The organism is Thiovibrio sp. Mzg5, from assembly GCF_055379285.1.
On the sequence record NZ_AP022872.1, the window covers coordinates 2,604,439 to 2,630,102 of the forward strand.

24 protein-coding genes are annotated in these 25,664 nt (G+C 58.2%); 13 read left to right on the top strand and 11 right to left on the bottom strand.

Annotated elements, in window-relative coordinates; all coding sequences use genetic code 11:
* The first annotated feature begins 95 nt into the window (after window positions 1-95).
* The 5 genes from nadB (at window position 96) to ACZ46D_RS12090 (ending at window position 5,723) form a co-directional block, all read left to right on the top strand.
* On the top strand, window positions 96-1,718 hold the full coding sequence (gene nadB / locus ACZ46D_RS12070; RefSeq protein ID WP_464927685.1) for an L-aspartate oxidase: 1,623 nt from the start codon (window positions 96-98) through the stop codon (window positions 1,716-1,718).
* A gap of 296 nt (window positions 1,719-2,014) precedes the next feature.
* Window positions 2,015-4,141 carry an anaerobic ribonucleoside-triphosphate reductase gene (gene nrdD / locus ACZ46D_RS12075; protein WP_464927686.1) on the top strand — a complete coding sequence of 709 codons (2,127 nt, stop codon included), beginning with the start codon at window positions 2,015-2,017 and terminating at the stop codon, window positions 4,139-4,141.
* A 15-nt stretch (window positions 4,142-4,156) separates the two neighbouring features.
* Window positions 4,157-4,471, top strand: coding sequence for a hypothetical protein (locus tag ACZ46D_RS12080; RefSeq protein WP_464927687.1), 315 nt, complete (start codon window positions 4,157-4,159; stop codon window positions 4,469-4,471).
* Between the two features lie 19 nt (window positions 4,472-4,490).
* Window positions 4,491-5,213 (top strand): anaerobic ribonucleoside-triphosphate reductase activating protein, encoded by a 723-nt coding sequence (locus tag ACZ46D_RS12085; protein ID WP_464927688.1) that lies wholly within the window; start codon window positions 4,491-4,493, stop codon window positions 5,211-5,213.
* A gap of 189 nt (window positions 5,214-5,402) precedes the next feature.
* Window positions 5,403-5,723 (top strand): TusE/DsrC/DsvC family sulfur relay protein, encoded by a 321-nt coding sequence (locus tag ACZ46D_RS12090; protein WP_464927689.1) that lies wholly within the window; start codon window positions 5,403-5,405, stop codon window positions 5,721-5,723.
* A 129-nt stretch (window positions 5,724-5,852) separates the two neighbouring features.
* Here the strand turns inward: ACZ46D_RS12090 and ACZ46D_RS12095 are convergent, their stop codons facing one another.
* The 4 genes from ACZ46D_RS12095 to ACZ46D_RS12110 all read right to left on the bottom strand — a co-directional run bounded on the left by ACZ46D_RS12095 (window position 5,853) and on the right by ACZ46D_RS12110 (window position 9,106).
* Window positions 5,853-6,116, bottom strand: a complete 264-nt coding sequence (locus tag ACZ46D_RS12095) for a hypothetical protein (protein ID WP_464927690.1) — start codon at window positions 6,114-6,116, stop codon at window positions 5,853-5,855.
* A gap of 434 nt (window positions 6,117-6,550) precedes the next feature.
* A complete protein-coding gene (locus tag ACZ46D_RS12100) occupies window positions 6,551-6,832 on the bottom strand; it encodes an acylphosphatase (RefSeq protein ID WP_464927691.1) in 282 nt (93 codons plus the stop codon).
* A gap of 40 nt (window positions 6,833-6,872) precedes the next feature.
* Window positions 6,873-8,918: an NAD-dependent DNA ligase LigA gene (gene ligA, locus ACZ46D_RS12105; protein WP_464927692.1), complete on the bottom strand. Its 2,046-nt coding sequence runs from the start codon at window positions 8,916-8,918 to the stop codon at window positions 6,873-6,875.
* Window positions 8,918-9,106: a tautomerase family protein gene (locus ACZ46D_RS12110; RefSeq protein ID WP_464927693.1), complete on the bottom strand. Its 189-nt coding sequence runs from the start codon at window positions 9,104-9,106 to the stop codon at window positions 8,918-8,920. Before ACZ46D_RS12110 ends, ligA begins: the two co-directional genes overlap by 1 nt.
* Before the next feature lie 196 nt (window positions 9,107-9,302).
* On the opposite strand from ACZ46D_RS12110, the gene surE reads away from it, so the two are divergent.
* Entirely contained in the window at window positions 9,303-10,058 is a 756-nt protein-coding gene (gene surE, locus ACZ46D_RS12115) for a 5'/3'-nucleotidase SurE (RefSeq protein WP_464927694.1), read from the top strand.
* 65 nt (window positions 10,059-10,123) lie between these two features.
* Here surE and ACZ46D_RS12120 read toward each other — a convergent pair whose 3' ends face one another.
* Window positions 10,124-11,293 (bottom strand): NAD-dependent epimerase/dehydratase family protein, encoded by a 1,170-nt coding sequence (locus ACZ46D_RS12120; RefSeq protein WP_464927695.1) that lies wholly within the window; start codon window positions 11,291-11,293, stop codon window positions 10,124-10,126.
* 165 nt (window positions 11,294-11,458) lie between these two features.
* Between ACZ46D_RS12120 and holA the strand changes: the two genes are divergently transcribed.
* The 7 genes from holA to ahcY all read left to right on the top strand — a co-directional run bounded on the left by holA (window position 11,459) and on the right by ahcY (window position 20,489).
* Window positions 11,459-12,862: a DNA polymerase III subunit delta gene (gene holA, locus ACZ46D_RS12125; RefSeq protein ID WP_464927696.1), complete on the top strand. Its 1,404-nt coding sequence runs from the start codon at window positions 11,459-11,461 to the stop codon at window positions 12,860-12,862.
* A 106-nt stretch (window positions 12,863-12,968) separates the two neighbouring features.
* Complete coding sequence (gene clpS, locus ACZ46D_RS12130) at window positions 12,969-13,283, top strand: ATP-dependent Clp protease adapter ClpS (RefSeq protein WP_464927697.1); 315 nt, start codon at window positions 12,969-12,971, stop codon at window positions 13,281-13,283.
* Between the two features lie 24 nt (window positions 13,284-13,307).
* Window positions 13,308-15,611, top strand: a complete 2,304-nt coding sequence (gene clpA, locus ACZ46D_RS12135; RefSeq protein WP_464927698.1) for an ATP-dependent Clp protease ATP-binding subunit ClpA — start codon at window positions 13,308-13,310, stop codon at window positions 15,609-15,611.
* Window positions 15,612-15,815: 204 nt separating this feature from the next.
* Window positions 15,816-16,724 (top strand): DNA-binding protein, encoded by a 909-nt coding sequence (locus tag ACZ46D_RS12140; protein WP_464927699.1) that lies wholly within the window; start codon window positions 15,816-15,818, stop codon window positions 16,722-16,724.
* A gap of 9 nt (window positions 16,725-16,733) precedes the next feature.
* The gene (locus ACZ46D_RS12145; RefSeq protein WP_464927700.1) at window positions 16,734-17,684 is read left to right on the top strand and encodes a ketopantoate reductase family protein; all 951 of its coding nucleotides are present in this window, start codon (window positions 16,734-16,736) and stop codon (window positions 17,682-17,684) included.
* Between the two features lie 126 nt (window positions 17,685-17,810).
* A complete protein-coding gene (gene metK, locus ACZ46D_RS12150) occupies window positions 17,811-18,977 on the top strand; it encodes a methionine adenosyltransferase (protein WP_464927701.1) in 1,167 nt (388 codons plus the stop codon).
* 138 nt (window positions 18,978-19,115) lie between these two features.
* On the top strand, window positions 19,116-20,489 hold the full coding sequence (gene ahcY / locus ACZ46D_RS12155) for an adenosylhomocysteinase (protein ID WP_464929286.1): 1,374 nt from the start codon (window positions 19,116-19,118) through the stop codon (window positions 20,487-20,489).
* Window positions 20,490-20,901: 412 nt separating this feature from the next.
* On the opposite strand, the gene ACZ46D_RS12160 is transcribed toward ahcY, so the two are convergent.
* The 6 genes from ACZ46D_RS12160 to ACZ46D_RS12185 form a co-directional block, all read right to left on the bottom strand.
* On the bottom strand, window positions 20,902-21,609 hold the full coding sequence (locus ACZ46D_RS12160) for a YkgJ family cysteine cluster protein (RefSeq protein WP_464927702.1): 708 nt from the start codon (window positions 21,607-21,609) through the stop codon (window positions 20,902-20,904).
* A complete protein-coding gene (locus ACZ46D_RS12165) occupies window positions 21,606-22,415 on the bottom strand; it encodes a biotin--[acetyl-CoA-carboxylase] ligase (RefSeq protein ID WP_464927703.1) in 810 nt (269 codons plus the stop codon). The genes ACZ46D_RS12160 and ACZ46D_RS12165 overlap by 4 nt, the downstream gene beginning before the upstream one ends.
* A gap of 39 nt (window positions 22,416-22,454) precedes the next feature.
* Complete coding sequence (wrbA, locus tag ACZ46D_RS12170) at window positions 22,455-23,066, bottom strand: NAD(P)H:quinone oxidoreductase (RefSeq protein ID WP_464927704.1); 612 nt, start codon at window positions 23,064-23,066, stop codon at window positions 22,455-22,457.
* Window positions 23,067-23,183: 117 nt separating this feature from the next.
* Entirely contained in the window at window positions 23,184-24,104 is a 921-nt protein-coding gene (locus tag ACZ46D_RS12175) for a restriction endonuclease (protein ID WP_464927705.1), read from the bottom strand.
* A 255-nt stretch (window positions 24,105-24,359) separates the two neighbouring features.
* Window positions 24,360-25,079: a response regulator gene (locus ACZ46D_RS12180; protein WP_464927706.1), complete on the bottom strand. Its 720-nt coding sequence runs from the start codon at window positions 25,077-25,079 to the stop codon at window positions 24,360-24,362.
* A 23-nt stretch (window positions 25,080-25,102) separates the two neighbouring features.
* Window positions 25,103-25,597 (bottom strand): chemotaxis protein CheD, encoded by a 495-nt coding sequence (locus ACZ46D_RS12185; RefSeq protein ID WP_464927707.1) that lies wholly within the window; start codon window positions 25,595-25,597, stop codon window positions 25,103-25,105.
* Window positions 25,598-25,664 lie beyond the last annotated feature (67 nt).

A 25,664-nucleotide genomic window follows, 5' to 3' on the forward strand; every position in this document is an offset into this window, starting at 1 on the left:
GGCAGATAAGGTTGCATTTGGTTGCTGCGCGAATGAGCCTCATCTTTACAGAATATCTTTGGAAGATGTCAAGCTGTTAACCGCACGGGGTGGCCATGAAACAGAGCACCGATTTTCTTGTGATTGGCAGCGGCATCTCCGGGCTTTCCTTTGCCATCAAGGCTGCGCGCTTGGGATCGGTGACCATTGTCACCAAAAAGGCCAAGGTGGACACCGCCACCAATCTGGCCCAGGGCGGCATCGCCGCCGTGTTGTCGCCGGATGATTCTTTCGCCCTGCACATCGAGGACACCCTGCGCTCCGGAGCCGGGCTCTGCCATGAGGACATCGTTCGACTGGTGGTGGAAACCGGGCCGGCGCGGATCGAGGAGCTGATCCGCCTCGGGGTCCAGTTTCAGAGCGAGGCTGGCGACCCCACTCATCTTGATTTGGGCAAGGAGGGGGGGCACTCGGCCCGTCGCATCGCCCATGCCATGGATCTCACCGGCCGCAAGATCGAAGAGGGGCTCCTGGCCCAGGTGGCGGCCAACCCCAGGATCACGGTGCTGGAAAATCATCTGGCCGTGGATCTGCTGGTCAGTTCCAAGACCGGCACCCCGTACCAGCCCCACGACAGCTTCAGCGACCAGTGCCTGGGCGCCTATGTCTTTGACCGGGAGACCGGGCGGATCGACACCTACCAGGCCAAGGTGACGGTGCTCTGCACCGGCGGCACCGGCAAGGTCTATCTCTATACCACCAATCCCGATATCGCCACCGGCGACGGCATTGCCATGGCCTACCGGGCCGGGGGCAGGGTCGGGAACCTGGAGTTTGTCCAGTTTCACCCCACCTGTCTCTACCACCCCCAGGTGAAGAACTTCCTGATCTCCGAAGCGGTGCGCGGCGAAGGCGGGCGGCTCATCGACCAGCGCGGCCAGGCATTCATGCACAAGTACGATGTCCGGGGGGATCTGGCCACCCGCGACACGGTGGCCAGGGCCATTGACAGCGAGATGAAGGCGAGCGGCGATGATTGCGTGTATCTGGACATCACCCACCAGCCCGCGGAGTTTCTTAAAAACAGGTTCCCCACCATCTATAATAAATGCCTGTCCCTGGGGATCGACATGACCAAAGAGCCCATCCCGGTGGTGCCTGCGGCCCACTACATGTGCGGCGGGGTGGTCACGGACCAGTGGGGCAGAACCAATATCGAAGGTCTTTTCGCCTTTGGCGAAACCGCCTGTACCGGGTTGCACGGCGGCAATCGGTTGGCCAGCAATTCGTTGCTCGAGGCCGTGGTCTTTGCCCATCAGGCCTTTTTGGAGTGTGAGCGGGAGTGGCCAGAGCTGCGCGAAGCCGCCCTGCCTGAGGTGGCGGAATGGTTTGCCGGTGCGGCCCAGCGCATCGAGGAGAATGTTCTGGTCAGCCATAACTGGGACCAGATCCGGCGTTTGATGTGGAACTATGTCGGCATTGTCCGTACCGAGAAGCGCCTTGCCCTGGTGCAGGAACGGCTCCGGGTTATCGTGGGTGAGGTGAACCAACATTATCACGACTATATCTTGACCCCGGACCTCATCGAATTGCGCAACATCGCCCAGGTTGCCGAGCTCATCGTGCGCTGCGCCTGCATCCGCAAGGAATCCCGCGGCCTCCATTATTTGGTGGATTTCCCTCAGCCCGACGATGCACACTGGAAAAAGGACACCATCCTCCAGCGGCAGGACGGCTAATCTGGCCCGGCCTCCTCTCGGTAGCAGCAACTAGCCGGATAGGCGTCGTAACTCCACCCTCCGCAACGCAAAACCCCTCAAAACGTAAGTTTTTCGTTAAGCGCTTTCGCTTCGCATTCCCTTGATTTTCCGCGCAAAAACCCCCATCAATTTTTCTTCTTTTTCGGTCCATTTTTGCTTGCATGTATACTACCGGTAGTGCGATAATGGCTTCCGAAACACAACCTGTCGTGTTTTAAGGGGAACCGGAGAGGAAGGCTTTAATTAATTTCTTAATCATCAAGAGGAGTAAGGGTATGGGAGTTGTGATGCCACTCAATGCCGAGACCGCCCAGGCCAGAACACAACGGGTAGTGAACGAGGACAGCACCGATATTGCCCTTTTTGTCCGTTCCTCTCAGGATGACATGACCGGCTGGAACCGGCAGCGCATCGTCGATGCCCTGTTGCGCGAGACCTTTATCGACCGCGACACCGCGGAGAAGATCAGCCGGGATATCGAGGTGACCATCCAGGCCGGCAAGGTGAAAACCATCACCGGTCCGCTGATCCGGGAAATGGTCAATGCCAAGCTTCTGGAGATGGGGTTGGAGGAGGCGCGGCGCATGCACACCCGTCTCGGGGTGCCGCTCTACGACGTGGATCAGCTGCTGGTCCAGCATAACAAGGAAAACGCCAATGTCCCCCACGGGCCGGAGGCCACCAACCTCACCCTGGCTGAGGGGATCAAGAAGGAGTACGCCCTGCTCCATGTTTTTTCTCCGGATGTGGCGGACGCCCATCTGGGCGGGGATCTGCACCTGCATGACCTGGGCTTTATCGACCGGCCGTACTGTTCCGGGCAGTCGCTGGAATACATCAAGAAATTCGGCCTCAATCTGCCCCACGCCCTGTCCATGGCCAAGCCGGCCAAGCATGCCGAGGTACTCCTCGCCCACATGGTCAAATTCGCCGCCTCCCTGCAGAGCCATTTTGCCGGGGCCATCGGTTGGGACGCCATCAACCTCTTCTACGCCCCCTATCTGGAAGAGCTTTCCGATGACGGGGTCAAGCAGCTGGCCCAGATGATGATCTACGAATTCTCCCAGCAGGCCGTGGCCAGGGGCGGGCAGGCGATTTTTTCCGACGTCAACATCTACTGGGAGGTGCCCAAGCATTTTGTGGACGTGCCCGCCATCGGGCCGGGTGGAGTCTACACCGGCAAGACCTACGGTGAATACGAAAAGCAGGCGCAGCGGTTTGCCTGGGCGCTGTTCGAGGTCTATAAAGAGGGCGATGCGGCGGGACGGCCTTTCTTCTTCCCCAAACCGTTGGTGCACATCACCGAGAAGTTCTTCAAAACCGACGGCCACATGGACTTCCTGCACCATATCTGCGAAGTGGCCTCGGTGAAGGGCAACACCTATTTCGTCTTTGACCGGGGCGATACGGCCAAGATCTCCGAATGCTGCCGGTTGAGTTTCAAGCTGGAGGCCTCGGACCTGGAAGACGCCAAGCAGCCCTGGAAGATGCGGTACTCGGCCCTGCAAAACGTCACCATCAATCTGCCGCGTCTTGCCTTCAAGGCCCAGGGCGATGACACCAAGCTCTTTGCCCTGCTCACCGAAAAAATTCAGCTTGCGGCCAAGGCCCATGGCCAGAAGAGGAAGTTTATCGAGCGCTTGATGAGCCTGGGCAAGGGCGGGCCTCTCTCCCTGCTTGCCATGGATCTTGACGGTGAGCCCTACCTCAAGCTGCATAAGTGCTCCTATCTCATCGGCATGGTGGGGTTGAACGAGCTGATCCGGGTGCATCTGGGTCAGGAGCTGCACGACTCGGATGCCTCCATCAAGTTCGGGCTCAAGGTCATTGCCCATATGAACATTGTCTGCAACAAACTGGCCGAGTCCATGGACATGAAGTTCGTTTTGGAGCAAACCCCGGCCGAGTCCACCTCCTTCCGTTTTGCCAAGCTGGATCTTGCCCATTTTGCCACGGAGGCGGAGAAGGTTGTTCAGGGCAATCGGGAAAAGGGGGAGGTCTACTACAGCAATTCCACCCTGTTCAATGTGGGCGCCACCATGAGTCCCATCGCCAGGGTGGAGAAGGAGGGGCTGTTCCATCCGCTCATCGAGGCGGGGTCCATCACCCATATCTGGTTGGGCGAGGCCCAGCCGGACAAGGAGGCCCTGGCCAGCTTTGTGATCAATGTTTTCAAGTACACCCAGAACGACCAGATCGCTTTTTCTCCGGAGTTCACCGCCTGCCTTGCCTGCGGCAAGACGAGCCGGGGGTTGAGCGAGACCTGCCCCTACTGTGAGTCCAAAGAGGTGGACGGAATCACCCGGATCACCGGGTATTTCACCAAGATCTCCAGCTGGAACAAGGGCAAACTCGGCGAGCTGCACGACCGCTACCGGAACATCGACCGCTTTAATCAATAAAAGGGGGGAGAACCTATGACACTGTTTACCAAGGATGACTGCGTACTCTGCGCCCAGCTGAAAAACCAATTTGATCTCTCCGCCATGGATGTGCATGTGGAGGTGCTTGGCAACAACGATGCCGGAGCCCTGGCCCACCTTGCCTGGCACGGCTTGGTGGAAAAGGCGAGGAAAGCCCTGCCCATTCTGGTGCTGGACGATTCTTCCGCCCTGCATGAGTTTGGCCACATCGAAAGCCATTTGCTGGATCGCGCCGCCCGTTGCGGGGTAGCAGCCAGGCATTCAGGCCAACAGGCAGGCTGCGAGTCCGGCAGCTGCGCCCTGCAGTAGTCTTGTCGTGGGAGCTGGTGTGCAGCAGTCTCAGGCAGTCTCCGGCTCATGCGGTTCCGCAGCTTGCCTGCCGCCGATCAAGGGGTTTCTGGAAACCTCCTTTATCGATTGGCCCGGCAAGCTGTGCGCCATCCTCTTTGTGGGCGGCTGCAACTTCCGCTGCCCCTTCTGCCACAATCACCCGCTGGTCCTCGCCCCGGAAGGCATGGAAACCATTGCCTTCGAGGAGGTCATGAGCCGTCTGGCAGCCCGGAAAAACTGGTTGCAAGGGGTCTGCATCTCCGGCGGCGAACCGACCCTGTCCCCTGGTCTTCCCAAGATGATCGCCCGGCTCAAGGCAGAGGGCTGGGCGATCAAGCTCGATACCAATGGCAGCAGGCCGGAGGTGTTGGCGCAGCTGCTTGGTGACAACCTCCTGGATATGGTGGCCATGGATGTCAAGACGGTGCTGGTGCAGGATAAATATGAGCGTTGCGCAGGCGGTCCGGTGGATCTGGGGGCGATCCGAAAAAGCATCGCTCTGTTGCGCCAAAGCGGTATCCCCCATGAGTTCCGGATGACCGCTGCTCCCAGCCTGCATACGGAGGAAGACATCGTTGCCTGGGCCAAGCAGTTTGATCGTACCCGAGCGCGGCTCACCCTGCAGAATTTCAATCCCCGGACTACCCTTGATGTCCTGTATGAAAAAGAGCAGGGTTTTGCTCCGGAAATATTTTCCCGCCTGGCTGCCCTGGTTGCCTGAGGCGGCTGCGGCCATTTTGAAAAAATAGTGTTAAATCAGGATGTTTTGCGGCACGACCGGGGAGGAGAAAAAAATAAAACCCTCTGCTTGACAAAGGGGGAAGCATATAGTAATAAGTGGCATCCTGAATTAGTGAATTCGTTACATTTCATAATAATTTAGTTCAAATTTTACTGAAGGAGAATAGATATGCCTACAATCGAGCATAAAGGTTCCGTCTTCACCGTTGACGAAGATGGCTTCCTCACCGGCAACATGGATGCCTGGGACCAGAACTGGGTTGACTACGTAAAGGGTGTTGAAGGTATCGGCGAAATGACCGACGAGCATCACAAGGTTATCGACACCCTCCGCGACTACTACAAGAAGAACGGTATCGCTCCGATGGTTCGGATCCTTTCCAAGACCACCGGCTTCCCGCTGAAGCGGATTTACGAGCTGTTCCCTTCCGGTCCCGGCAAGGGCGCCTGCAAGATGGCAGGTCTGCCGAAACCGACCGGTTGTGTGTAATTACCACACCAGTCGATTCGTTCAGGATTGAATGAAAAAAGGAGAAGGCATTTGCCTTCTCCTTTTTTTTCGCCCAAAAATCGCCCCATCCTCCCGGCCCAGTCAAACGGACCCCCTGAAAATACCCCTTTAGAAAAGCATTTCCAGAAAGTGGTTGTGATACTCGGAAAGATCCTGGTTGCACTCGCCGCAAAAGAACTTGATCTCCCCTAAAACCTGGGACTCGTCGCCTTCTTGGATAAAGCTGCCATCTTCATTCTGGAGATAACGGGTAGTCAGGACAACCCCGTCGGCGATCTCAAAGAAATCGGTATCATTGCCGCAGTGCGGGCATCGGATGCGCGCCCGGCTTTTGGGGGGAACCCTGCGGGGGGTTTCCATTTCGGTTTCCATGCCATTCCTCGCCAGAAAAAAGGGAGATTGTTCCCTTATGATAAAAGGGCGGATTCTACGGCAGATGGTGGGAAATGTCAATTTAGAGCTTGTTGGGGCAAAACTTTTCTGATTGCCAGGCGATTTGAGCCGCCAGAGGAATGCGCGTTATTTTCTGTTCATTTCTTTGCTTGCCCAAAGAAACGAACCAAAGAAAGGGCCCCCTGTGTCTCTTGTCCCGCCGCGGGCGGGATTCCCTGTGCTCCTCGATGCTGCCGGGGCTTTGCAAACTCGGCTGCGCCTCAGACAGTGCAAATCCCCTTTTCGGCAGCCTCTCCGGTGCTCGGCTGCGTGCCAATGGGAATTTTACTGCTTTGAGAGCAGAGGATTTGGCGGAAATTTCCGCCATTACGATGACCGCTGGACGGTGGGGCACCGGCGTGGGTGGCCCTGTCTCAGTTATACCGGATGGCAAAGGCGGTCTTGTCGCCCAGGGGCTGTTCCTCCGTCACCTGCACCTCCTTGACCTCGGCCTGGGGCGGGCCGGTGTGCAGCCAGGCGATCATGGCCTCGACCTTTTCTGTCTCGCCCTCCAGCACGACCTCCACTGTGCCGTCCGGTCGGTTCCGCACCCAACCGCTCAGCTCAAGGGCTCGGGCTTCCTTTTGGGCATAATCACGAAAATAGACGCCCTGCACCAACCCTGCAACCCTGGTCACCACCCGTTTTCTTGCCATTACTGCTCCTCTCTTGCCTTTACCAACGATGAGATCATGGTCAGCGGCCAATGAGCCGCAGAAATTCATCCTCGGTGATCACAGTCAAGCCCAATTCCCTGGCTTTTGTCAACTTGCTTCCGGGGTTATCCCCCAGGACCACATGGGTTACCTTGCGGCTGATCCCAGAGGCCACCTGGCCGCCCAGCTCCTTGATCCGGGCCTTGGCCTCATGGCGGGAAAGGTGGGCCAGCGCCCCGGTAAAGAGAAAAACGCTGCCTGCCTGGGCGCCGTCGGCTTCGGCGTCCTGTTTTTCCTCCTGCACCTGGACTCCCAAGGCCTCAAGCCGGGCCAGCATCTCTTGGACCGTCGGGTCCTGAAAGTAATCCACCAGGCTGGTGGCCACCTGTTCGCCGATGCCTTCGATGTGTAAAAAATCAGCTTCTCCGGCCAGCACAAGGCGGGCAAGGGAGGCGAAATGGTGGGCCAGAAGCTGGGCGGTTACTTCGCCCACATGCCGGATGCCGAGGGCGGCAAGAAATTTGGCCAGGGTGGGATTTTTGCTGGCCTCAATGGCGCGCACGGCATTTTCCGCCGATTTGTCGCCCCAGCCATCAAGGGCGGCCAGGGTCTCCGCCTTAATTTGATAGATGTCGGGGATATCCTGGATAAGCCCTTGGCTGACAAGCTGCTCCACCGCCTTCTTTCCCAACCCCTCGATGTCCATGCCGCTCTTGCCGGTGAAGTGGATCAGACCCCGGACCCGCTGGGCAGGGCAGTCGGGATTGGGGCAGCGGGTTATCGCCTCCTGTCCGGCCCGAACCAGCGCGACGCCGCATTCCGGGCAGGTTGTGGGCATGGTGATCGGCTGCTCCCGGCCGGTTCGATTTTCGATCACCGGTTTGACCACTTCCGGGATAACATCGCCTGCCCGCTGCACCAAGACGGTGTCGCCGAGCATCAGCCCTTTCCGGCGCAGCTCGTCTTCGTTGTGCAGGGTGGCCCGGCTCACCGTGACCCCGCCGACCCGCACCGGTTCCAGGATGGCCACCGGGGTGATCGCCCCGGTCCGGCCCACCCCGAATTTCACCGCGAGCAAGCGGGTGGTGGCCTGGGAGGCGGGAAACTTGGCGGCGATGGCCCAGCGCGGGCTGCGGGCCTTGGCCCCCAACCGCTCTTGCAGGGCAAAGTCGTTGACCTTGACCACCATGCCGTCGATATCATAGGCCAGTGCCGACCGTTGCTCCTGGAGCTCGGTGAACTGGCTGATCACCTCCGCAATGCTGTGGCAGAGATGGACCAGGGGATTGACCTTGAAGCCCAGGCTGCCGAGGTACTCGAGCAGCTCGTGTTGGGTTGTGCAAGGCAGGGCGGTGGGATCGCTCACCCCATAGACGTAAAAATCAAGGGGGCGGGTCGCGGTTATCTTGGGGTCAAGCTGGCGCAGGGAGCCAGCTGCGGCATTCCTGGGGTTGGCAAAAAGGGGTTCCCCTGCCAGACCGCGTTGTTCATTGAGCCGTTTGAAATCCGCCAGGCCGATGAAGACCTCGCCCCGCACCTCCAGCCGCTTGGGGGCAGCCTCCCCCTTTCGGGACAAAAACCGCAGGGGGATGGTGGGGATGGTTTTCAGGTTTTGGGTGATCTCCTCGCCGATCAGGCCATCCCCGCGGGTGGAGCCAAGGGCAAAGAGCCCCTCTTCGTAGACAAGTTCAACGGCCAGTCCATCGAGCTTGGGTTCGGTCACATAGGAGATCGGCGCCCTGCTCTGCAAAAACCGGAAGAGACGTTCTTCAAAATCCACGAGGTCATCGGGAGCAAAGGCGTTTTCCAGGCTCAGCATGGGCACGGTATGCGGTACCGTGGCAAACTGGGCCAGCACCGCTGCGCCCACCCGCTGGCTGGGCGAATCGGGGGTGATCAGCTCGGGATGCTGCTGCTCCAGGGCCACCAGTTCCTGGAAAAGGTGGTCGTACTCCGCGTCGGCAAGGATGGGGTCATCCAGCACGTAATAGCGGTGGGCATGGAAATTCAGCTCCTGCCGCAGGGCCTGCAGCCGTTGCCGGACCGCGTCTTTGCCGGAGATGTTCAGCAAGGAGAGCTGGGCCATCAGGCGGGTTTTTTGAGGAGCTTGCCGCCCTTGGCGATGTTGTCGTGCTGTTCCTCGTCCACAAAAATCAGGATGGAATCCTCCGGTTTTTTGGTTACCTCGGCGATCACCTTGGTTACTCCGGCGCACATCTCCTCTTTCTGCTCTCTGGTCAGCGTGCCCGCAAGGCGGATGCTTACATACGGCATGGCGATACCTCATTTTTGTATTTCGGCTGCTCCCCGACCGGGGAAGGTTTTTGCCAATATACCGCACAAGTCATGAAAAATGAAGAAAGAGAGTGGGGCCATTCGTGGGAACGTGCTTTTTGCAGGCACGGTTCAAGAAAAACTCCCGCTTTTTTCCAAATATGGCTAGATTGAGGGCTAAAGCGATGGGGGGAAAATGACGCCACTGATACTTGTAACCAACGATGACGGGGTTCGTGCCCCGGGCCTTGCCATCCTCGCCCAGGCTTTACAGGGGATCGGTCAGACCGTGATTGTCGCCCCGGATCAGGACAACAGCGCGGCCAGCCACTCGCTCACCATGAAGCGGCCGCTGAGGGTGAAAGACCTGGGTCAGCATCGGTATTCCGTGGACGGCACCCCCACCGATTGCGTGACCCTGGCCCTGGGCAAGATTCTGGAGCGCAAGCCCCATCTGGTTGTTTCCGGCATCAATCCCGGGCCGAACCTGGGCGACGATGTCAGCTACTCCGGCACGGTCTCCGCCGCCGTGGAGGGCACCATGCTCGGCGTACCCTCCCTGGCAATTTCCCTGGCCGGGGAAGAGCCCTTTTGTTTTGAAACCGCTGCCGCCTTTGCCGTCAAGCTGGCCCGGACCATCCTCGATAAGGGTTTGCCCAAGGACACCCTCCTCAATGTCAATGTTCCCAACCGCAGGCCGGAAGAGATAGAGGGGGTGCGCTTTACCAGGCAGGGGCGGCGGGTCTATGATGGGGCGATCAAGGAAACCTTTGATCCGTGGGGCCGCCAGCATTACTGGATCGGCGGCGGGACCCCGTTTTGGGACGAAGGCGAAGACACCGATGCCCAGGCCATTCTCGCCGGGTATGTCTCCATCACCCCGCTGCACCTTGACCTCACCAACCATGCGGCTCTCAAAAAACTTGGCGCGGAATGGACCCTGAGCATCTGAGATGTTTTGTCTGCAGAGGCACCCTTTTTGTGCAGTACCTCCACCCCGCATTCCCCCAGTACTCGCTACTGTTTCACCTCCAGAGCCTGGTCCACCAGGGCGCATTGTTTGAGAAAGGGTTGGTCGCTTTCCCCGTGGATTTCCTGGAGGAGCTGGGCCGGGGTATGCAGGAATTCCTCGGCCCGTCTGCGGGGGTCAAAAAACTCCTTGTTGAACGGCTCAATGAGGTTCAGGTGCTCCCACCGGGTCACATAATATTCAATAAGGACAGGGAGTTCGGTGAAGATCGTCGCCTCCGGGTCGGGATCGCGGAAGCTTGACCGGCGCAATTTGGCGGCGGACAGCGTCTGGGTTTCGTAGAAATTTTTTAAAAACATCAGCTCGGCCGGCATCCGCGCTTCGATGCCGAGCCGGGTTATCAGCCGTACCAGCCGGGCCATGATCCCCATGCCGAATTTCGCCACCGGGAAAGGCAGGTAGATCTCCCGCGGGGTTTTCAGCTCCAGGTAGGACTTGATGGTGAGGATGAGCTGGCTTAAGGAGACGGGGTTCGGGTCGACAAAGTTGTAGGTCTGGCCGGAAAACTCGGCCCGGTTGTCCAGCATCTGGGAGATGAAATAGGGCAGCTTCCGGGCGTTGGAATAGGAGTGCATGGCCCCCTGCCGGGTAAAGAGCACCGGCATGGAGCGGTCGATAATGGCGAAAAACAACCGGTGGAAGCCCTGGATTTTGTGGTCGTGGGCGCCATAAACGATGCCGAGCCGGATACAGGTGTAGTCAAGGCCCATGGTGCGGTGCAGGTGTTCGAGGGTCAACTCACCCATGAGTTTGGCCTTGGTGTAGTTGGGCAGATCCGGGTGCAGAGACAACCGCTCTTCTTCGTCCAGATTTTGGCCATTTGGCATGACTGCGGCCGAACTCAGGTGGATGTAGGGGATGCCCAGCTCCTGGGCTGCCTTGGCCAGATAGACCGTGCCCAGATAGTTGGTCTCGTAGGCAAGCTGCGGGTCGCTGTCGATGGCAGCAATGGCGCAGTTGATGATAAAAGCGGGTTTGGCCCTTTCAAAATAACGGCGGATGTCGTCTGGGTCCCGCAGGCTGAGCTTTTTGCTGTTGGGGGCAAGGATGTTGATCCTCCCCTCGGCCTGGGTTTTGAAGTAATAGAGCAGGGTGCCGCCGATCAGGCCCGAGCCGCCGAGGAGCACTCCTGTTTTTTCAGATACGGATGGCGTCATATGGGGTCTTTGTGGGGATCGTTTGTTGGTGAAGGCTGCCCGGTTTGTCAGGGATTTTTTCAGTGACAAGGGCAACGAGACACATTACTTACTATTGAGAGTAGCAACAAGGGTCTCATCAGTCAACAGCAAGCGCATTCGGCTATGGCGTGTAAGGGAAAAGGGATGGCGGTTTATAAGCGACAGGAAGTGCATACGCTGCTCAAGGCTGTGGAGCGAGGGGAAACCGCGCCGGTCTATCTGCTCTTCGGCGAACGCTATCTCTGCCAGGAGATCGCCAACGATCTCGTCTGCCGTCTGCTGCCCGATGAGTCCCGCCGCCAGGCGAGCCTCAAGGTCATCGATGGCGACCAGGAAGAGGTGGGCGCCACGGTCAATATGCTCAAGACCTACAGCCTGTTCGGTACCAGGCAGGTTATCCGGGTGATGGACTCTCAGATTCTCTTTTCCAAGGTTGTGGCCAGTGCCCTCTGGGACAAGGCGCGCAAGGGTTGGGAGGCAAAAGAGCCGAAGAAGGCCTTGCGTTTCCTGACCCAGATGCTGGCCCTGGCCGAGCTGGCTCCACCGGATTGGGAGAAAGAAGAGATGGCAGCCTGCACCCCCGGCCGTTGGCAGGAGCTGTTCGGTTTTGCCAAGCCCGATGATCTTGCCTGGGTGCAGGAGGCCTGTGCCGCAAGTGATGGGGCGGCTTCCGTGGCCGCGCCCAAGGCGGATGGAGCGGAGCTGCTCATGGCGGCCCTGGAGACAGGGATTCCACCGGGCAATACCCTGATTCTGATGGCCGAAGCGGCGGACAAGCGCAAGAAGCTCTTCAAGTATCTGGAAAAAAATTGCGTGGTGGTTGATCTCTCCGTGGATACCGGGGCCAGTTCCGCGGCGCGCAAGGATCAGGACGGACTGCTCAAGGATATTGTCCAGCAGAGCCTGGCCCGGTTGGGCAAGAGGCTGGAACCGCGGGCCTTGCCGGTGCTGCTCGAGCGGGTGGGCTTTCATCCGGTGGCCGTGGCCATGGAGGCGGAAAAACTGGCCCTCTCCGTGGGCGAGGCGGAGACCATCACCATGGATGATCTCAACGCCATGGTCGGTCGGACCCGGGAAGAGGCCTTGTACGAGCTGAACGAGGCTTTTGGCAACCATGATCTGGGTGCTTCGCTGACCATCTGCCAAAGGTTGCAGGAAAACGGGGTGCATCCACTCATCGTGGTGGCGGGGCTGCGTAATTTCCTGCGCAAGCTGCTGCTGGTGCGGGCTATCATCGAGCATCCTTCCTACGCATATCCCGAGTCCATCTCCTATGCCGCCTTTCAAAAGGGTTTGCTGCCGCAACTGCAAGAGAGTCTTGGCCCGCAGCAGAAGGCGCTGGCCGGACATCCCTTTGCCGTCTACAAGAGTTTTCAGCAGGCAGAGCGGTTTACCCTGGCGGTCTTGAACCAGGCCCGCACCGACCTGCTCGAAGCGGAATACCGGCTGAAAGGCTCGGGGCTCCCGGAATATTTGATTTTGGAGAATTTTCTTTTTTCCGTCTTGCAGGTTCGGGAACGGCCCAGACAAGGCGGTGTGGGCGGATAGGGTTTGCCATTGTAAAAAATGCGCGAGGGGCATGCGGAACAAAAAAAGATGATTATTGTTATCAAAAAGAAATGGCCGATATTGATTGTATGGGGGCAGAGGAAGCATGGGCGGTGCGGGCAGGGAGAGGGAAGGTTCGGTTGTCACCGAAAAAAAGCAGCAGACCAAGCACCCTTCCATGTACAAGGTGCTGTTGCACAATGACGACTATACCACCATGGATTTCGTGGTGATGGTGCTGGAAACGGTTTTTCATAAAAGTATGGAAGAGGCCAACCGGATTATGCTCAATGTCCATGAGCAGGGCCGGGGGGTGGCCGGAGTCTACCCGCGTGATGTGGCGGAAACCAAGGTAATCTTGGTGTACGACCTGGCCCGCAAGAACGAATACCCCTTGAAATGTTCTCTTGAAAAGGCGTAACGGGTTTCCCGTGAGGAGCGCGAGATGATAAATGCAAAGTTGGAAATAGCCCTGGTGCGTGCCATCCGGGAGGCAAAGATTCGCAGGCACGAACATGTCACCGTTGAGCATATCCTGTACGGCCTGCTGGATGACGAGCTTGCCGCCAGGGCCATTGTGGTCTGCGGCGGGGATCCCGAGGGGATGAAGAAACGGTTGGAGGAATTTTTTGCCTCCAACCTGCCCATGGTCAAGGAAGGGCTTCCCCACGACCCCATCCAGACCCTCGGTTTTAACCGGGTTTTGCAGCGGGCCATTGCCCATGTGCAGAGTTGCGGGAAAAAAGAGGTGGATGCCGGGGATGTGTTGGCCGCCATCTTTGCCGAGGCCGAGTCTTTTGCCGTCTATTTTCTCCATTCCGAGGGGATCAGCAAGCTGGATGTGACGGAATATCTCTCCCATGGCCTGGAGCGGGAGGAAGCGCCCCAGGAGGAAAAGAAGCCGGAGGAGAAGAGCACTGAAAAAACCAAGGAAAACGAGGCGCTGGAAAAATACACCGTCAATTTCAGTGAGCGGGCTGCCCAGGGGTTGATTGATCCCCTGATCGGCCGGACCGCTGAATTGAAGCGGGTGATGCAGACCCTGTGCCGCAGGCGGAAGAACAATCCGCTGCTGGTGGGTGAGCCGGGCGTAGGGAAAACCGCCATTGCCGAAGGGCTGGCTCTCCAGGTGCACGACGGCAAGGTGCCGGATTTGTTGCAGGGGGTGGAAATCCGCCTCCTTGATATGGGCGGGCTGCTTTCCGGCACCAAGTACCGGGGTGATTTTGAGCAGCGGCTCAAGGCGGTGATCTCCGCAGTGGAAAAAGAGCCGCATATCATCCTCTTCATCGACGAGATCCATACCATTGTCGGGGCCGGGTCAACCAGCGGCGGCAGCATGGACGCCTCCAATCTGCTCAAACCCGCCCTCCAGGCCGGAACCCTGCGCTGCATCGGTTCGACAACCTATGAGGAATATAAGAACTACATCGAAAAGGACCGCGCCCTGGCCCGGCGCTTTCAGAAGATAGATATCGAAGAGCCCAGCGTGGCCGAGACCTGCGCCATCCTGCAGGGGTTGCTGCCCCGCTATGAGGAGCATCATGGGATCACCTATTCGGCTGCGGCGGTAAAGGCCACGGCGGAACTGGCCAGCCGTTACATCAGCGATCGGTTTTTGCCGGACAAGGCCATTGACGTGCTGGACGAGATCGGCGCCGCCTTCCGTTTGGCCGCAACCCCAACGGACAAGCGGCGGACGGTGACGGTGCGCGATGTGGAAAAGGTGGTCTCCCGTCTGGCCCGGATCCCGGCAAGAAGCCTCAGCGGCTCCGATCTGACCCATCTCCGGGAGCTGGACACGGTTCTAAAAAAGAATATTTTTGGTCAGGACCAGGCGATCAGCGCTCTGGTCACCGCGGTGAAGCGCTCCCGTGCGGGCCTCAAGCAGACGGAGGGACCCACCGGCTCCTTCCTCTTTGCCGGACCCACTGGGGTCGGCAAGACCGAGGTGGCCAAACAGCTGGCTGCGGCGATGTCCGTCCATTTTGAGCGCTTTGACATGAGCGAGTACATGGAAAAACATGCGGTTTCCCGGCTCATCGGCGCGCCTCCCGGCTATGTCGGCTTCGACCAGGGCGGGCTTCTCACCGATGCCATCCGCAAGCATCCGTACAGTGTGCTTCTGCTTGACGAGATTGAAAAGGCCCACCCGGACCTGTTCAGCATCCTGCTCCAGGTCATGGATCACTCGACCCTCACGGACAATGCCGGACGCAAGGCGGATTTCCGCAATGTGATCCTGATTATGACCACCAATGCCGGGGCCCGCGAGTTGAGCGAGCGGACCATCGGCTTTACCGGGGACAGCAGGGGGAAAAATGATCGGGCGGTGAAGAATCTCTTCTCCCCGGAGTTTAGAAACCGGTTGGACGCGATCATCACTTTCAATTCCCTGGATGCCGGACTCATGGAACGGATCGTGGACAAGATGATCGTGGAGTTGCAAGCGCAGCTCGCGGAACGGAAGGTGACGATCAGCCTCAGCCCCGGTGCCCGGACCTGGCTGGCAGCCAAGGGCTATGCGCCGGAATTCGGGGCGCGACCGCTCAGGCGCCTTATCCTGCAAGAGGTGGGGGATGCCTTGACCGAAGAGCTGCTCTTTGGCCGCTTGGTCAAGGGGGGCAGTGTGCGGATCGGGGTCAAGGGGAACAGGCTGACCTACCTGTACGAGGGTAGAGGCAAGTCAATCAAGGAAGAGAACCCTCGCAAGGCTGCCCGCCGAAAATTAGGAGCCGTTACGAAATAACCTGTGCTTTCTTTATCCTTTTGTTACGGCTTGTTATGCCGTTTTGGTCATCCAAATGGTGACATTATTTTATTATTATAACGGCTAACGCGAACTTTTTTTCAGGGGAGTTGTCTTGAAAAAAGGGTTGGCGCACGGCAGAGAGGCTGCGGTGCGCTGTTTTCATATCCAGAAAGAACGAGCAGAGGGAGGAGCGTTGAGCGTATGGGCGATGCAATGAAGTGGCGGAATTTTCTGGTGAGCGGGCTGTGTCTGATGGCGCTTGTTGCCTGCAATAAGCAAAAGCCCGAGACCAAGGGTGCTGAGCAGGCTGGGGCGGAGGGCGGAGTCCAACAGGCGGCGAACCCAGCCGGCCCCATCAAGGGCAAGGCCAAGGAGGTTCTTTCCGGCGGTGGGTTTACCTATGTGCTTCTTGCCACCGAAAAGGGAGAAACCTGGGTGGCGGTGCCGGAGACCAAGGTTGCGGTGGGTGAGGCATGTACCATTGCCGAAGGGCAGGTTATGCAGAATTTCCCGAGCAAGAGCCTGAACCGGACCTTTGCCGAGATTGTTTTTTCCCCGGGTATTGAAGGCAAAAAATCGGAGATAGGCGGTGACGCCCATGGTGGCGAAGCTGCCGTAGCCCCTGCCGCCACAAAATCTGGTCCGGCTGGAGCTGCAGCGCCTGCCGGGGCTTTTGGCGCAGCCATGCAGAAGGAAGGCGGCGCTGCGACACCCGCGGCTTCCGCGCCTGCCGCTTCCGGCGAAACGGCTCCGGGCAGTGGCAAGGCCGTGGTGCCTTTTGTGGAACTGAAGGTTGCCAAGGCCAGTGGCGAGAACGGCTACACCGTTGCGGATATTTTTGGCAAAGCCGCAAGCCTGAATGGCAAAAAAGTGAAAATCAAGGCGCAGGTGGTCAAGTTTTCCCCTGAGATTATGGGAAAAAACTGGCTGCATCTCCAGGATGGCACCGGCGACCCCTTGAAGAATACCCATGATCTGGTGGTGACCACGACGGGCAAGGCGGAAAAGGGTGATATCGTCACCGTGGAAGGCGTGCTGGCCGCGGACAAGGATTTTGGCGCCGGGTACAAATATGCGGTCATTGTTGAAGACGTGACCGTTACCCGTTAATCGTCAACCATGCGGGACAACCCCCCCACGAGGGTCGCCATCGTCGGACCGGGAGCCCTGGGCTGTCTGCTGGCCTCTGCCCTCTGTCGGATCAGTGGGGAGGACATCTGGGTGCTGGACCATGACAGCCAACGGGCTGGACTGCTCCAGCACTCGGGCCTTACCCTTGAGTGTGCCGGTCGTATCGAACATTTCCCAATTCAGGCCACTGCCGATGCTCGGTGGATCGGGCCGGCTGGCCTGGTACTGCTCTGCGTGAAATCTCCGGCCCTTGGCCAAACCCTCCCTTCTCTTCTTCCCCTACTCACGGAAAAGACCCTGTTGCTTGCCTGGCAAAACGGCATCGGTCATCTGCCGGTCCTCGCCGGGGCAGAGCTTCCCGGTTCTGTGGCCCTGGCGGTCACCTCCCTGGGCGCCCATCTGGTGGGGCCGGGGCGGGTTCGTTTCGGGGGGGCTGGCGCAACCAGCCTCGGATTTCTTGGCGAAGCTTCGCCGGAAGCGCGGTTGGCCTTGCAAGGGGCAGCGGAGCTTTTTCGGCTGGCGGGGCTGGAGGTGCGGGTTGAATCGGACATCCTGGCCCAGGTCTGGAACAAGCTGCTGGTCAATGTGGGGATCAATGCCCTGACCGCCATCCATAATTGCGAAAACGGTGCGCTTCTTCGTAATGGCGAGGCGCTCGCCTTGCTGCGGGCTGCCGTGCTGGAAGCGGCCAGCGTTGCCCAGGCCAAGGGGATTGGTATTGCCCCGGAGCCGGTAGCCCGGACCATCGCGGTCTGCCAGGCCACCGCGGCCAATATTTCCTCCATGCTCCAGGATGTGCGGGGCAAGAGGCAAACCGAAATCGAGGCCATCAACGGCGCCGTGCTGAATGAGGCCAGGCTGCTTGGTATTCCGGCGCCGGTCAATGCAGAACTTTTTGCCGCGGTAAAGGGGTTGGAAAAAAGCTATCTGCCGGGATAAAGGAAGCCTTTTGCTGTGTTTTTCTTGTGATTCTTCTTGACAACTTCCTGTATTGTAATAAAAATGCTAAGTTTCCTGGCTGCCGCGCAGTCTGTTTTTTCATCATGAAAATCATGAGGAGTTGGAATGTCAAATTATCTCTTTACCTCGGAGTCTGTTTCAGAAGGCCATCCGGACAAGGTTGCCGACCAGATCTCGGATGCGGTCCTCGACGCCATCCTTGCCCAGGACCCCAAGGCCAGGGTTGCCTGTGAAACCTTGGTAACCACCGGTATGGCTCTTATTGCCGGCGAGATCACCACCACCGCCTGGGTGGACATGCCCACCGTGGTGCGGGAGACTGTGCGGGAGATCGGCTATAACTCTTCCGAGATGGGGTTTGACTGGCAATCCTGTGCCGTGCTCACCAGCATCGGCAAGCAATCTCCGGACATTGCCCAAGGCGTCAACGAAGGCTCCGGCCTTGATCTTGATCAGGGCGCCGGCGACCAGGGGTTGATGTTCGGTTATGCCTGTACGGAAACCAAGGTTTTGATGCCCATGCCCATCACCTATGCCCACCGGCTCATGAAGCGGCAGGCCGAGGTACGCAAGGCAGGCCTTCTGCCCTGGCTACGCCCCGATGCCAAGAGCCAGGTCACCATTGAATATGAAAACAAGAAGCCCAAACGGGTAGAGGCCATTGTCCTCTCCACCCAGCACTCCCCGGACGTTGACTACGAAGATCTCAAGGCCGGCGTCATGGAGGAGATCATCAAACCCATCATCCCTGCCGAGATGGTGGACAGCAACACCAAGTACTTCATCAACCCCACCGGACGTTTTGTCATCGGCGGGCCGGTGGGCGACTGCGGGGTGACCGGCCGGAAGATCATTGTTGACACTTACGGCGGCATGGGTTCCCACGGCGGCGGCGCTTTTTCCGGCAAGGATCCTTCCAAGGTAGACCGTTCTTCTTCTTATATGGGCCGTTATGTGGCCAAGAACCTGGTGGCCGCCGGGATCGCCACCGAGCTGGAGGTGCAGATCGCCTATGCCATCGGCATTTCCAAGCCGGTTTCCATCAATGTCAACTCGTTTGGCACCGGCAAGATCAGCGATGAGCGGATCAGGCAGCTCATTGATGCGCATTTTGACCTGCGGCCCAAGGCCATCATCCAGCACCTTGACCTCCTGCGGCCGATCTACAAAAAGACCGCAGCCTACGGCCACTTTGGCCGGGAGCGGGAAGATTTCACCTGGGAGCGGACCGACAAGGCCGAGGCCTTGCGGAATGATGCCGGAATCAAATAAATAATCACGACCCGCGCCGCGCCAAGGCGCACTCAGGAGAAAACAACGATGAAGGCACCAGCAAAAAAAGCACCAGTAAAGAAGGCCCCTGCCAAAAAAGCTCCGGCAAAGAAACAGGGCGATTTCAAGGTTGCGGATATGAGTTTGGCCGATTGGGGCCGCATGGAAATCAAGATCGCCGAAACCGAGATGCCCGGCCTCATGGCTCTGCGCGAGGAGTTTGGCAAGAAGAAGCCCCTCAAGGGCGCGCGGATTTCCGGGTCCCTGCACATGACCATTCAGACCGCGGTGCTGATCGAGACCCTGGTTGCCCTGGGCGCCCAGGTGCGTTGGGCCTCCTGCAACATCTTTTCCACCCAGGACCACGCCGCTGCTGCCATTGCCGCAGCAGGTATCCCGGTCTATGCCTGGAAAGGCGAGAGCATTGAGGAATACTGGTGGTGTACGGAAAAGGCCCTGACCTGGCCCGACGGCAATCCGCCCAACATGATCCTGGACGATGGCGGCGACGCGACCCTGCTGGTGCATAAGGGGGCCGAGTTCGAGAAGGCGGGCAAGGTGCCTGCGGCCAAGAAGAGTGACAACGAGGAGTGGCAGGCCGTGCTGGCTGTGCTCAAGCAGGACTTCGCCGCGGACAAGAAGAAATGGACCAACGCCGCCAAGGCCATCCGCGGCGTGACCGAGGAAACCACCACCGGGGTGCATCGCCTCTACCAGATGGAGAAGGGTGGTTCTCTGCTCTTCCCGGCCATGAACGTCAATGATTCGGTGACCAAATCCAAGTTCGACAACCTCTACGGCTGCCGCGAATCGCTGATGGACGGCATCAAGCGCGCCACCGACGTGATGGTGGCCGGCAAGCTCGCGGTGATCCTCGGCTACGGCGACGTGGGCAAGGGCTGCGCCCAGGCCTTCCGTGGTTTAGGGGCTCAGGTATGGGTTACGGAAATCGACCCGATCTGTGCGCTTCAGGCGGCCATGGAAGGCTACCGGGTGATGACCATGGACGAAGCGGCAGCCCATGGCGATATCTTCGTCACCGCCACCGGCAACGAGAAGGTCATCAACCACGCCCACATGAAGGCCATGAAGGACGAGGCCATTGTCTGCAATATCGGCCATTTCGATTCCGAGATCGATGTCGCCTCCCTGCGCAAGTACAAATGGGAGAACATCAAGCCTCAGGTGGATCACATTGTTTTCCCCGACGGCAAGAAGATCACCCTGCTGGCCGAAGGCCGTCTGGTGAATCTGGGTTGCGCCACCGGCCACCCGAGCTTCGTGATGTCCGCCTCCTTCACCAATCAGGTGCTGGCCCAGATCGAGCTGTTTGCCAACGCCAAGAAGTACCAGAAAAAGGTCTACGTGCTGCCCAAGGTGCTGGATGAGAAGGTGGCCCGCCTCCATCTCAAGAAGCTCGGCGTGCATCTTACAGAGCTTTCCAAGGTACAGGCTGCGTATATCGATGTGCCGGTTGGTGGGCCTTATAAGGCAGACCATTACCGGTATTGATTTGTAACTGTCCAGCAGCACCGCATCTGCTTTGTCATAGTCCTGTTCGCATAGCGGGGCTATAGCTCGCAGGCCTATTTCGCGCATCTGCGGCACTGCTGAACAGTTACATTGTTATTGTTGAAAACAAGATGTGTGACAGGGGGTGCCGGGTTTCCGGCGCCCCTTTTTTTTGGGAAGGCTTTCTACGGTTTTCTCTTTCTTCTTTTGCTTGCCCAAAAGAAGAAACAAGAAAAAGGCACCCGTGTCCCTTGTCCCGCCGCGGGCGGGATACCCGGAGTTTATGCCCCGCATGGGGTACTCCTCGATGCTGCCGGGGCTTTGCAAACTCGGCTGCGCCTCAAACAGTGCAAATCCCCTTTTCGGCAGCCTCTGCGGTGCTCGGCTGCGTGCTGCCAATGGGAATTTTCCTCTACTGTCCTGGTTGGGTTATGGATGGCCGCGAGGCTTGAAGCCACTGGGCAAAGGTCTGGCCCTTGACCTCCTTGGCGAGCAAGCCTTGGAGGAGCGGTTCGACAAGGGCGAGTTCGTCCGGGGCGATGAGGAAGCCGGGAATGGGTGCGGTGGCTTCTCCATAGCTTTCCGCCTGTCCGGTGTTCAGGCCTGCCAGCAGTTCCACCATGGTACCCCAGCGTCCGCCGTTATCCAGATGCTCGATGTATTGCAGCAGGGCGGTTGCACCGGTGAGATACCCCGGCGGCATATCCGCCACCCCGCTTGCGGCGCAGGAGTCCAGGGAGGCAAAGAGTCGACAGCCGAAGGGCCGCACCGGGTAGATGGAACAGCTCTCCTCCTTGAGAAACGGGCAGGGCCGCAGGTCCCAGCTTTCTGCTTCTTCCACGGATTCACCCCTGAGATGGGCGGCGACAAAGGTATTGGTGGTGCACTGGAACATCCGGTTTGCCGCAGGCTGAAATGCAGATGCAGCCAGCTCGGACAGGCGATCCCCCTCGGCCAGAAACGCCATGATCCCATCCCCTTCCAGGCTGGTCATGGTGACACTTCGGGTGCAGCAGGTGGCGCACCCCTTGCGGCAGGCAAAGGCGAACGTGTTGGCCCACTCGGCAAAGGCGTCATAGAGCGTGGCCAGCAGCAACCGCTGGATCGGGCGAGGAATCATGGGAGATTTACTTCCTGCGCCAGGGAGATGTCCCCGGAGATAACGGAATGGACTTGGCCCTGACCATCCCGGATATGGAGGAACCCCTCTTCGTCCGGGCCAAGGGAAATGCCGGTGACGATGCGGCCTTGGGTGTTCAGCCAGGAGACCTGGAGTCCGGCGTGGATATCCCGTTGCCGCCACTCGGCCAAGATACCGGGGAAATCTTCTTTTTCCAGCCGGGCTACCACCAGGTCCAGTTCGCCGAGAATGGCCGCAAGCAGAGGGCCGCGTTCGTGGGGGACGCCTGTCTCAGCGAGCAGTGAGGTGGCCTTGGCGCGCAACCCCCCGGAAAATGCCGCCGCCGGGGTATTCACATTGAGGCCGATGCCAATCACCACCGCGGTCTGCCCGGCTCCCGCCACGGCCTGGGTTTCGGTGAGGATGCCGCCGCATTTCTTGCCGTGCAGGAAAAGATCGTTGGGCCATTTCAGCCCAGGCTGGCAATGGCTGTGGCTTTCCAGCGCCTTGCACAGAGCAAGGCCTGCGGCCAGAGTGAGCTTGGGAAAGTCCGCCGGGGCAAGACGCGGGCGGAGGATCAGTGAAAAATAGAGCCCGGTTCCGGGCGGCGAAAGCCAAGTCCTGCCCTCAAGACGACCCCGGCCCGCACTCTGACTGTCGGCCACGATCAGGGTACCGTCAGGCGCTCCGGTATTGCTCAAGGCTAGAGCAAGGTCGTTGGTTGAACCGGTGCAGTCGAAAAACTGGACAGGGTGGCGGCCAAGCTCACCGGTCAGGATCATGGTTTGCCACAGGTCGTCAGGCATGGTGTCGAGGGGCTCTTTTTAGTTTTTCAGGTTATGGTCTCAAGTCGCCAGCTTCTTGGCGATTGTGGCAACGTGTTGGCCCTGGAAGCGCGCGCCCGCAAGCTCATTTTCACTTGGGCTGCGGCTCCCGTCACCCCCGGCGATGGTGGAGGCGCCGTAGGGGGAACAGCCGCTGATCTCAGTCGATGTCATCTGCCCTTGGAAGGTGTAAGGCAGGCCGACGATGACCATGCCCTGATGGAGCAGGGTGTTGTGGAAGCTCAGGATCGTGGATTCCTGTCCGCCGTGCTGGGTATTGGAGCTGGTGAACACGCTGCCCGCTTTTCCCACCAGGGCGCCCTTTACCCACAGGCCTCCGGTGGCATCGAGAAACTGCCGCATCTGCCCGCACATGTTGCCAAAACGGGTGGGGGTGCCGAAGATGACCGCATCGGCTGTACCCAGCTCCTCCACCGTGCAAATGGGCACCTGCGCCTGTTGCTTCTGCGGTGCTGTTGCGCCCATCTTCTCCAATACCGCCTCGGGGAGCGTTTCCGGAACCCGGCGCAGCTCGACCTCGGCACCCTCAACCAAACGAACTCCTTCCGCGACAGCCTGCGCCATTTTGTAGATGTGGCCGTACATTGAGTAATAGACGATGAGTACCTTCATGATGACCTCCTTGACACACTGTTGTTATGCGTCGAATTGACACGGTTGTTAGAGTTGGACATCAAGTTTCTCTGCATTTTCTATATCTGAGGTTAATTGTGGGGGGCGTCCCCATTGCTAGGCAACCTTCTCTTCGAGCCAATGTGACAGGCCGGCATTAAGTGCGAGCGCGGCTAGATGCGACGGGGCCACAAGTTCAACGTGAATTGGAATATCTGTTGCGTTTGCAAGATCGGCTGTTGGAGAGTGAACAACGAAGAAAACCTTTCGATAGTCGGCTTCGGAGAAGTCTTGAATCGTTTTGTCGAGGTCAGCACGAGTTGCTTGCGATTTGACCTGAACGACATACCTGTCACCCGTAATCGCCTCACGCAGCTCAAGGTCATAGGTCTTTGCATGTTGTCCCAAGACGCTTACACGTAGCCACCCAGCATGCCGGAATACAAGGTCAACTAGGGTTTCATAGTCCTTCCAATGAAGCTCGCGAATCGCCTTTTCGAGTTGGCTACACAGCCCTGCACGTTCAGCAGCAATTTGTGATGCCAAATCGCTTCGGGTACCTTCAAGTACGCGGCAAAGGAGCTGCTTTTCCCGAACGCGGCAGACTGTGCCGCGAAAACCTTGCAACTGGGCAATTTTCCCCGGAAGTTCGTTCGCGATTAGAAGTCTCCCGCTTTGCGATAGGTCTTGCCAGCCATCAAGCGTAACGCGGTATTTGGAGATGTGGTCTTCTTCAATCGGCCCAAGTGCAAGACGCGCCCACCAAAGCTTAGCGCCATGAAAGGTTATCCAAACGTCTTCGGGAGTCGAAAGAGTAATGTCCTGCAACCGATTAAGATCTGTTGTTGCGACTTGCGGCTTATCGGGCTGCTCACGCCGCAGTTGCTCGGCTATAACTGGCCACCGGCCTGAATTTATGTCTGCGAGTGATTGGTTCCGCCAACCCAGGCGCAACCGGGAGTTTTGGATTGAGTCAGCCTCCCAACAGCCTGCGCGGCCGAGCTTGATGTAGAAGGCATTGTTGAACGCTATGGGCACAGGGTCTTCCTCTATGGGGTAGGACAGTGATTAGGCAGAAGGAGCCAAGATGAAGCTATGAAGCTCGGTAAATGCTGCATCCTTAATTCTATGCTGAATCAAGGTGTGTAAGCAATCAAAAACCGGTCAGGCCGCAGAACCCTTCACGCAAAATCCAAAGTCACCACCTGAAAAAATAGGGGACATTTCCTTTCAATTTTTCCGTGGTCGGCCTTCATTTTCTCTGATCGCCTAAAACCAACCATGATAAGCCCATCACAGCCTCCGGCTGGATTCGGTAATAATTTTATCCAGAAAATCCTCTTCTGTACTCCCCTGCGGCGCCGTCTCTTTCATCTGCTCGGCCCAACCGGCAATTTGACTCAAGGCATCACGCTGTTCCAGGATGATATTTTCCCAGGCCCGCCGCTCATGAAAAAAGGAATCGATGCTGTCCTGTGCCACCTGCAAAAGCGCGGCTTTGGTTTCGGAGCTGAGGCATTTGCTCACTCCTTCCTGTTCCTCGATGATATTGAGGAATTTTGCCCGGAATTTGTTATGGGAGGAGATGGTGTTTGCGGGGTTCAAGGTCTGCTGATAGGAGAGAATCCGTTCCAGTTTTACCTTGATCTCCTCAGTCCGAACCGGCTTGGCCAAATAATCAAAGGCGCCGAGGCGCATGGCCTCGATGGCCGACTCCACCGTGGTATAGGCGGTTACCATGATAACGGCACAGGCCGGGTTGGACTCCTTGGCGAATTTGATGACATCGAGGCCCCCCTCCCTCGGATGCTCGGTGCCGGGCATGTTTTTGTCCGTCACCACGGCATGGAATTGCTGCTCACGCAAAAGCGCGATGGCCGAGGCCGCATCATGGGCGGTCATGGTTTCGCAGTTCTGTCTTTCCAGCCCCAGCCGGATAACCTCGCGGGAAGTGGGCTCATCATCAACGACCAACACGCGTATTTTGAGATTCATGTCCACTGGCTCAACCATTGTTTTCTCCTTCAGTGCACGGACTACAAGGGTCTTTCCTGCCTACCCGGTGATTTGACCGAAACATGGCCGCTCTCAATATATAACGTTACGGTGCGGGGAACCGTGCCACCCGTATCCTGTTTCACTACAGGTGTACGCCGGCGTTGCAGAGTCTTCTCTATTTCTATGACAAGCCTTTTTCCGAGGTGAAAAGGATTCTTGATTTTTATGACAGCGGCCCCACCGACCAATTTTGCCACAATCCCCGAATTATCCGCGGAATAAAGGCCTGCGGCGGCACTCACTTCGTTCAGCAGCAACGGGACTGCCGAAGTGGCATAATATCCTTCCCCGTGCTTTTTCCCAGCATGGCAAAGTGGATCCGGCAGGGCAATATGGGCAAGCCCCATGGTGTTTGTCCTCGGATGGTGCAGGATCAAAGCAACGCAGGAGCCAAGGGAATAGGTGCGCAATATATCTTCAGGATTATTGGAGACGGCCCAGCCACCGATTTCCACCACCTTGAGATTGCCCATGCCATTTCCCGCGTCAAGGAGTCATCAAAGGAGTACTACGATTAGTGATATCATATCCGCTACTGGT

What these genes read in the sequence shown, in the direction of transcription:
- nadB (WP_464927685.1), top strand. Translation starts at nt 96, where the DNA reads ATGAAACAGAGCACCGATTTTCTTGTGATTGGCAGCGGCATCTCCGGG.
- nrdD (WP_464927686.1), top strand. Translation starts at nt 2,015, where the DNA reads ATGGGAGTTGTGATGCCACTCAATGCCGAGACCGCCCAGGCCAGAACA.
- ACZ46D_RS12080 (WP_464927687.1), top strand. Translation starts at nt 4,157, where the DNA reads ATGACACTGTTTACCAAGGATGACTGCGTACTCTGCGCCCAGCTGAAA.
- ACZ46D_RS12090 (WP_464927689.1), top strand. Translation starts at nt 5,403, where the DNA reads ATGCCTACAATCGAGCATAAAGGTTCCGTCTTCACCGTTGACGAAGAT.
- ACZ46D_RS12095 (WP_464927690.1), bottom strand. Translation starts at nt 6,116, where the DNA reads ATGGAAACCGAAATGGAAACCCCCCGCAGGGTTCCCCCCAAAAGCCGG.
- ACZ46D_RS12100 (WP_464927691.1), bottom strand. Translation starts at nt 6,832, where the DNA reads ATGGCAAGAAAACGGGTGGTGACCAGGGTTGCAGGGTTGGTGCAGGGC.
- ligA (WP_464927692.1), bottom strand. Translation starts at nt 8,918, where the DNA reads ATGGCCCAGCTCTCCTTGCTGAACATCTCCGGCAAAGACGCGGTCCGG.
- ACZ46D_RS12110 (WP_464927693.1), bottom strand. Translation starts at nt 9,106, where the DNA reads ATGCCGTATGTAAGCATCCGCCTTGCGGGCACGCTGACCAGAGAGCAG.
- surE (WP_464927694.1), top strand. Translation starts at nt 9,303, where the DNA reads ATGACGCCACTGATACTTGTAACCAACGATGACGGGGTTCGTGCCCCG.
- ACZ46D_RS12120 (WP_464927695.1), bottom strand. Translation starts at nt 11,293, where the DNA reads ATGACGCCATCCGTATCTGAAAAAACAGGAGTGCTCCTCGGCGGCTCG.
- holA (WP_464927696.1), top strand. Translation starts at nt 11,459, where the DNA reads ATGGCGGTTTATAAGCGACAGGAAGTGCATACGCTGCTCAAGGCTGTG.
- clpS (WP_464927697.1), top strand. Translation starts at nt 12,969, where the DNA reads ATGGGCGGTGCGGGCAGGGAGAGGGAAGGTTCGGTTGTCACCGAAAAA.
- clpA (WP_464927698.1), top strand. Translation starts at nt 13,308, where the DNA reads ATGATAAATGCAAAGTTGGAAATAGCCCTGGTGCGTGCCATCCGGGAG.
- ACZ46D_RS12140 (WP_464927699.1), top strand. Translation starts at nt 15,816, where the DNA reads ATGGGCGATGCAATGAAGTGGCGGAATTTTCTGGTGAGCGGGCTGTGT.
- ACZ46D_RS12145 (WP_464927700.1), top strand. Translation starts at nt 16,734, where the DNA reads ATGCGGGACAACCCCCCCACGAGGGTCGCCATCGTCGGACCGGGAGCC.
- metK (WP_464927701.1), top strand. Translation starts at nt 17,811, where the DNA reads ATGTCAAATTATCTCTTTACCTCGGAGTCTGTTTCAGAAGGCCATCCG.
- ahcY (WP_464929286.1), top strand. Translation starts at nt 19,116, where the DNA reads ATGAGTTTGGCCGATTGGGGCCGCATGGAAATCAAGATCGCCGAAACC.
- ACZ46D_RS12160 (WP_464927702.1), bottom strand. Translation starts at nt 21,609, where the DNA reads ATGATTCCTCGCCCGATCCAGCGGTTGCTGCTGGCCACGCTCTATGAC.
- ACZ46D_RS12165 (WP_464927703.1), bottom strand. Translation starts at nt 22,415, where the DNA reads ATGCCTGACGACCTGTGGCAAACCATGATCCTGACCGGTGAGCTTGGC.
- wrbA (WP_464927704.1), bottom strand. Translation starts at nt 23,066, where the DNA reads ATGAAGGTACTCATCGTCTATTACTCAATGTACGGCCACATCTACAAA.
- ACZ46D_RS12180 (WP_464927706.1), bottom strand. Translation starts at nt 25,079, where the DNA reads ATGGTTGAGCCAGTGGACATGAATCTCAAAATACGCGTGTTGGTCGTT.
- ACZ46D_RS12185 (WP_464927707.1), bottom strand. Translation starts at nt 25,597, where the DNA reads ATGGGCAATCTCAAGGTGGTGGAAATCGGTGGCTGGGCCGTCTCCAAT.